This is a genomic window from Stenotrophomonas capsici (assembly GCF_034961085.1).
Lineage (GTDB): Bacteria > Pseudomonadota > Gammaproteobacteria > Xanthomonadales > Xanthomonadaceae > Stenotrophomonas > Stenotrophomonas capsici.
Genome location: NZ_JAYFUH010000094.1, coordinates 1 through 4536 on the forward strand (window position 1 = coordinate 1; position 4536 = coordinate 4536).

Annotated in this window: 5 protein-coding genes; 1 reads left to right on the forward strand and 4 read right to left on the reverse strand. The window is 67.3% G+C overall.

The annotated features are described in order from the left end of the window. Nucleotides 1-405, reverse strand: a 405-nt coding sequence (locus tag VA603_RS08675; RefSeq protein WP_345785855.1) for a 5'-3' exonuclease, incomplete at its 3' end; no start/stop codon positions are given. 78 nt (nucleotides 406-483) lie between these two features. On the opposite strand from VA603_RS08675, the gene VA603_RS08680 reads away from it, so the two are divergent. Continuing rightward, the gene (locus tag VA603_RS08680) at nucleotides 484-765 is read left to right on the forward strand and encodes a DUF2782 domain-containing protein (RefSeq protein ID WP_132863855.1); all 282 of its coding nucleotides are present in this window, start codon (nucleotides 484-486) and stop codon (nucleotides 763-765) included. Between the two features lie 263 nt (nucleotides 766-1028). Here the strand turns inward: VA603_RS08680 and VA603_RS08685 are convergent, their stop codons facing one another. The 3 genes from VA603_RS08685 to VA603_RS08695 all read right to left on the reverse strand — a co-directional run bounded on the left by VA603_RS08685 (nucleotide 1029) and on the right by VA603_RS08695 (nucleotide 3854). Continuing rightward, entirely contained in the window at nucleotides 1029-1478 is a 450-nt protein-coding gene (locus VA603_RS08685; protein ID WP_132863856.1) for a universal stress protein, read from the reverse strand. Nucleotides 1479-1562: 84 nt separating this feature from the next. Beyond that, nucleotides 1563-2579, reverse strand: coding sequence for an RNA 3'-terminal phosphate cyclase (gene rtcA, locus VA603_RS08690; protein ID WP_323438548.1), 1017 nt, complete (start codon nucleotides 2577-2579; stop codon nucleotides 1563-1565). A 48-nt stretch (nucleotides 2580-2627) separates the two neighbouring features. Further along, the gene (locus VA603_RS08695; protein ID WP_323438549.1) at nucleotides 2628-3854 is read right to left on the reverse strand and encodes an RtcB family protein; all 1227 of its coding nucleotides are present in this window, start codon (nucleotides 3852-3854) and stop codon (nucleotides 2628-2630) included. Between the last annotated feature and the right edge of the window lie 682 nt (nucleotides 3855-4536).

The following is a 4536-nucleotide window of genomic DNA, read 5'->3' on the forward strand; positions in this document are numbered from 1 at the left end:
GAAATCCTTGTCGCCGGTGGAGATGGTCACTTCCAGCCCGTCCCTGGCCGCGGCCAGCGCCAGCGTGCCGATCACGTCGTCGGCTTCCACACCTTCCACGCGCAGGATGTCGATGCCCAGCGCCTGCACGATGTCGCACATCGGCTGTACCTGCGCGCGCAGGTCGTCGGGCATCGGCGGACGATTGGCCTTGTACTCGGCGTACATCTCGTCACGGAAGGTCTTGCCCGGTGCGTCGACCACGAAGGCGACGTACTCGGGCTTTTCCTTCAGCGTGGCACGCAGCATGTTGACCACGCCGAACAGCGCCCCGGTGGGCTCGCCGGCGGCGTTGGACAGCGGCGGGAGCGCGTGGAACGCGCGGTACAGGTAACTGGAACCGTCAATCAGGACTAATCTGCTCATGTGCCGATTCTACGCGGCGGACCGTTTTCCGACGTGCACGGGCATAATCGAATCCACGCCGAAACAAGGAATCCCGTCATGAAGCAGCTGCTGTTGATCCCCCTGCTGGCCCTGGCCGGCTGCGCCACCCTGGGCGCCGGCTCCCCGCCGGTGGACGTCTCAGGCGCCGACGTGACCAGCAAGGCCATGGACAACGGCGACACGGTCGAGGAATACCGGGTCGGCGGCGTGCTGCGCATGGTCAAGGTCACCCCGGCGCGTGGTGCACCGTTCTACATGTACGACCGTGACGGTGACGGCCGCATGGACAGCGACAAGGACGGCACCAAGCCGGTGTACTGGAAGCTGTACAGCTGGTAATGACGGGCACGGGCCGCCGCGTCGCCTGCCTGCGGCAGGAGCGGCGCGGTGGCCATGCGATCACGGTGGCGGGACTGCGGCCCTGGCACCGCTGAGGGGCGAAACAGCGCCTCGCGGGCGCGGGTGCGCTTGCCCGGCTGCAGTTTCGCGGGGACCGGGGCTTGCCCCTCCCCAGCCCTCCCCCGCTACGCAGGGGAGGGGCAGAATGCCCCGCGACGGCGGGGCTGCAGGCCGGGATGCACTCCCGGCCCCCTGCGCATGACTCAGCGGATCACCAGCACCGGCACGGTGCTGCGCGCCAGCACTTCGGCGGTCTGGCTGCCGAGCAGCACGCGGGTGACGCCGCGACGGCCATGCGAGGTCATCACCAGCAGGTCGCTGCCACAGGCCGTGGCGGTATCAATGATGCCGTCGGCGGCGTAGCGGTCCAGCACGTGGTGCGGCTGCACGTTGGCCACGCCGGCCGCACGTGCGGCGGCAACCGCCGGCTCCAGGATCTTCTGGGCGCCGGCTTCACGGTCCTTCTTGTACTCGGGGCTGGCCTCGTAGCCGGCGCTCCAGCCCATGGCGTCGTACATGCCCACCGCCCACGGCTCGGACACGGTGACGATGTCGACCTGGGCGCCCAGCTGGGCGGCCAGTTCCAGGCCCTTCTGCAGGCCCTTGGCGGCCAGCTCGGAACCGTCGGTGGCAATCAGGATGCGCGTGTACATGGCAGTTCTCCTCGGTGAAGGGTGGACAGTTACCATTGCACATCGGATGTTGCGGTTCCGCATTGAGCCAGATCAAACATTGCCTCACTGCAGCACATTCACCCGCCAATGCGCCCCCTCCGGCTGCCAGTCGAACGCGACCGGCAGGAACTTCTCGATCAGGCGCGCATTGCTGTGCAGGTGCGCGCTGATCTGCCCGGTGCTGAAGCTGCCGCCCCCGGCCAGCGCCATCGGCAGCAGCAGCTGGTCGGACAGGTGCTCGCCGACGCAGGCCTCGCCCTGCAGGTAGGCCTGCACGGCATCGGCCAGGCGCATGCCGACCTGCTCGGCCGACAGCCCACGCTCGCCATGGCCATCGAACAGCTCCACGTGCGCGCCATGCCGCACCGTCACCGCCGCGACATTGCCCGGCCCCAACGCCGGCCGCACCACCTGCAGGTGGCGCGGATGGGTATCCACGCCCAGGCGCCTGCCCAGCACGTCCAGCTCGCGTTGGCCGATGCCCGCCGCCAATCCTGAGACCAGCACCGATGCCTCCATTGCCTGCAGCGGCCCGCGTTGCTCGAACGCGCACGCGGACAACGCCGTGCAGGGCTGCACCTCCAGTTCCAGCTCACCGCCTCCGGCCGGGAAGAACCCATGCCGCTGCAGCTGCAACTGCGCCTGCACGCCCAGGCGTGCCAGCGCCGGCAGGTAGCAGCGGTCCAGGAAGTCCGCGCTCGGTGCCAACGGGTTATGGGTGCCACCCTCCACGCGTATGCGCGAAGGCGCCGGTGCCTGCCACAAGGCCGGCAGCAGGGTCTGCAACACCAGCGTGGCCGAGCCCGCGCTGCCGATGGCGAAGTGGTAGTCACCGGCCTGCACCTCGCCCGGCTCGAAGCGCAGCGTGGTCGCCCCCAGCGTGGCACCCTCCACCCGCGCATTACCCACTCGCGCCGCCGCGGTCACCGCGGTCAGGTGCTGGCGCATCAGTCCCGGGCGCCTGCGCATGGCGCGGATGCCCTGCACGGTGAAGCCAATGCCGGTGCACAGGCTCAGGCTGAGCGCCGAGCGCAGCAACTGCCCGCCACCCTGGCTTCCGTCGATTTCAATCATGTCCATGTTCCTGCCTTCCTTCGGCGCCCCACCGTAGTGGGACGCACGCGCCTTTCATCCCTTCACGCAGACCACCTGACGCAGGGTATGCATGATCTCCACCAGGTCACGCTGCGCCTCCATCACCGCCTCGATGGGCTTGTAGGCGGCCGGTGACTCGTCCACCACCTCGGCGTCCTTGCGGCACTCCACGTGCGCGGTGGCCTTGATGTGGTCCTCCACGCTGATCAGCTTGCGCGCCTGGGTACGGCTCATCACGCGGCCGGCGCCGTGGCTGCAGCTGTGGAAGCTGTCCTCGTTGCCCAGCCCGCGCACGATGAAGCTCTTGGCCCCCATGCTGCCGGGAATGATGCCCATCTCGCCCTTGCGCGCACTCACCGCCCCCTTGCGGGTCACCAGCACATCCTTGCCGAAGTGGTGCTCGCGGTTGACGTAGTTGTGGTGGCAGTTGACCGCCTCTGCCTGGGCCTCGAACGGCTTGCTTATCACCGTGCGCGCGGCTTCAACCACATTGCGCATCATGATCTCGCGGTTCATGCGCGCGAAGCGCTGCGCCCAGTCCAGCGCGAACACGTAGTCACCGTAGTGCACGCTACCTTCCGGCAGGTAGGCCAGGTCCTGGTCGGGCAGGTTGATCATCCAGCGACGCATTTCCTGCTTGGCCAGCTCGATGAAGTAGGTGCCGATGGCATTGCCCACGCCACGCGAGCCGGAGTGCAGCATGAACCACACCCGCTGCTCCTCGTCCAGGCACACCTCTACGAAGTGGTTGCCGGTGCCCAGCGTCCCCAGGTGCTTGAGGTTGTTGGTGTTCTTCAGCTTGGGGTGACGCTCGCAGATCAAGGCGAAGTCAGCAGCAAGCTGCGACCAGCCTTCGATGGCCAGCGCCGGTGGCGTATCCCAGCTGCCCTTGTCACGGCCGCCACGGGTCACGCTGCGGCCATGCGGCACGGCCCGCTCGAGCGCACTGCGCAATGCCGAGAGGTTGTCGGGCAGGTCGCTGGCGGTCAGCGTGGTGCGGGTGGCGATCATGCCGCAGCCGATGTCCACGCCGACCGCGGCCGGGATGATCGCGCCGATGGTCGGCACCACCGAGCCCACGGTCGCGCCCTTGCCCAGGTGCACGTCCGGCATCACCGCGACCCACTTGTGGATGAACGGCAACCGCGCGATGTTCTGCAGCTGCTCGCGCGCCTGCTCCTCCAGCGGCACGCCGCGCGTCCACAGCTTGATCGGTGCCGCGCCCGGCGCCTGGATGACGTTGTAGTTGAGAGTGTTCATGCGGGTGTTCCTGTCATCTTCAAATTCGAAAAGGTGCGGTGACAAAGGGTGGTGGAACCGTAAGCAGTGCCGGCATGGCCGGCGCTGTCACCGGGAGTTGAACCCGACCCCGAAGGGTTATCCATGTAGTTCCACCGGCATTCACCGCGTGCAACGCTTGCCACGGGTGCCGGCCCGCGCGACGAGGGGTGAAGGAACATCCTCCTGCTCAGCTGCAGAGCGGTCACCGCCAGATCGGCGATGGGCGGGGTCAACCCGCGGAAGGTACCTGTAGTTCCTTCGGCATTCGCGCATGCCGGCATTGAAACCACTTCATGCACCTGCATGAAGCGTTGCTGCGGGTGCCGCTGTACACGACAAGGGTGATGGAACGTCTCGCTGCCATGCCACGCGGGCGTGGCAGCGTTCCTGCTCTAACCACTGAGCTACCGGTGCATCGCGGCACCGGGCGGGAGTCGAACCCGCGACCTGGAGCGTGAAAGGCTGTAGTTCCATCGGCATTCGTACACACCGACATTGAAAGGGTGGAAGCAGGCGGCAAGGGGTGGACTGACTTCCGGAGTCGAACCGGAGGAACCCATGTAGTCAGACCGGCATCCGCCTTCTTCCATGAAAAATCCTGTTGTCCAGGCCCGGCTGGCCCCATTGCCAGCCGGGCATCATTGCGACGACCTCCGTGTCG

Excerpts from the sequence above, each read along its gene's own strand:
- VA603_RS08680 (WP_132863855.1), top strand. The coding sequence starts at position 484 with ATGAAGCAGCTGCTGTTGATCCCCCTGCTGGCCCTGGCCGGCTGCGCC.
- VA603_RS08685 (WP_132863856.1), bottom strand. The coding sequence starts at position 1,478 with ATGTACACGCGCATCCTGATTGCCACCGACGGTTCCGAGCTGGCCGCC.
- rtcA (WP_323438548.1), bottom strand. The coding sequence starts at position 2,579 with ATGGACATGATTGAAATCGACGGAAGCCAGGGTGGCGGGCAGTTGCTG.
- VA603_RS08695 (WP_323438549.1), bottom strand. The coding sequence starts at position 3,854 with ATGAACACTCTCAACTACAACGTCATCCAGGCGCCGGGCGCGGCACCG.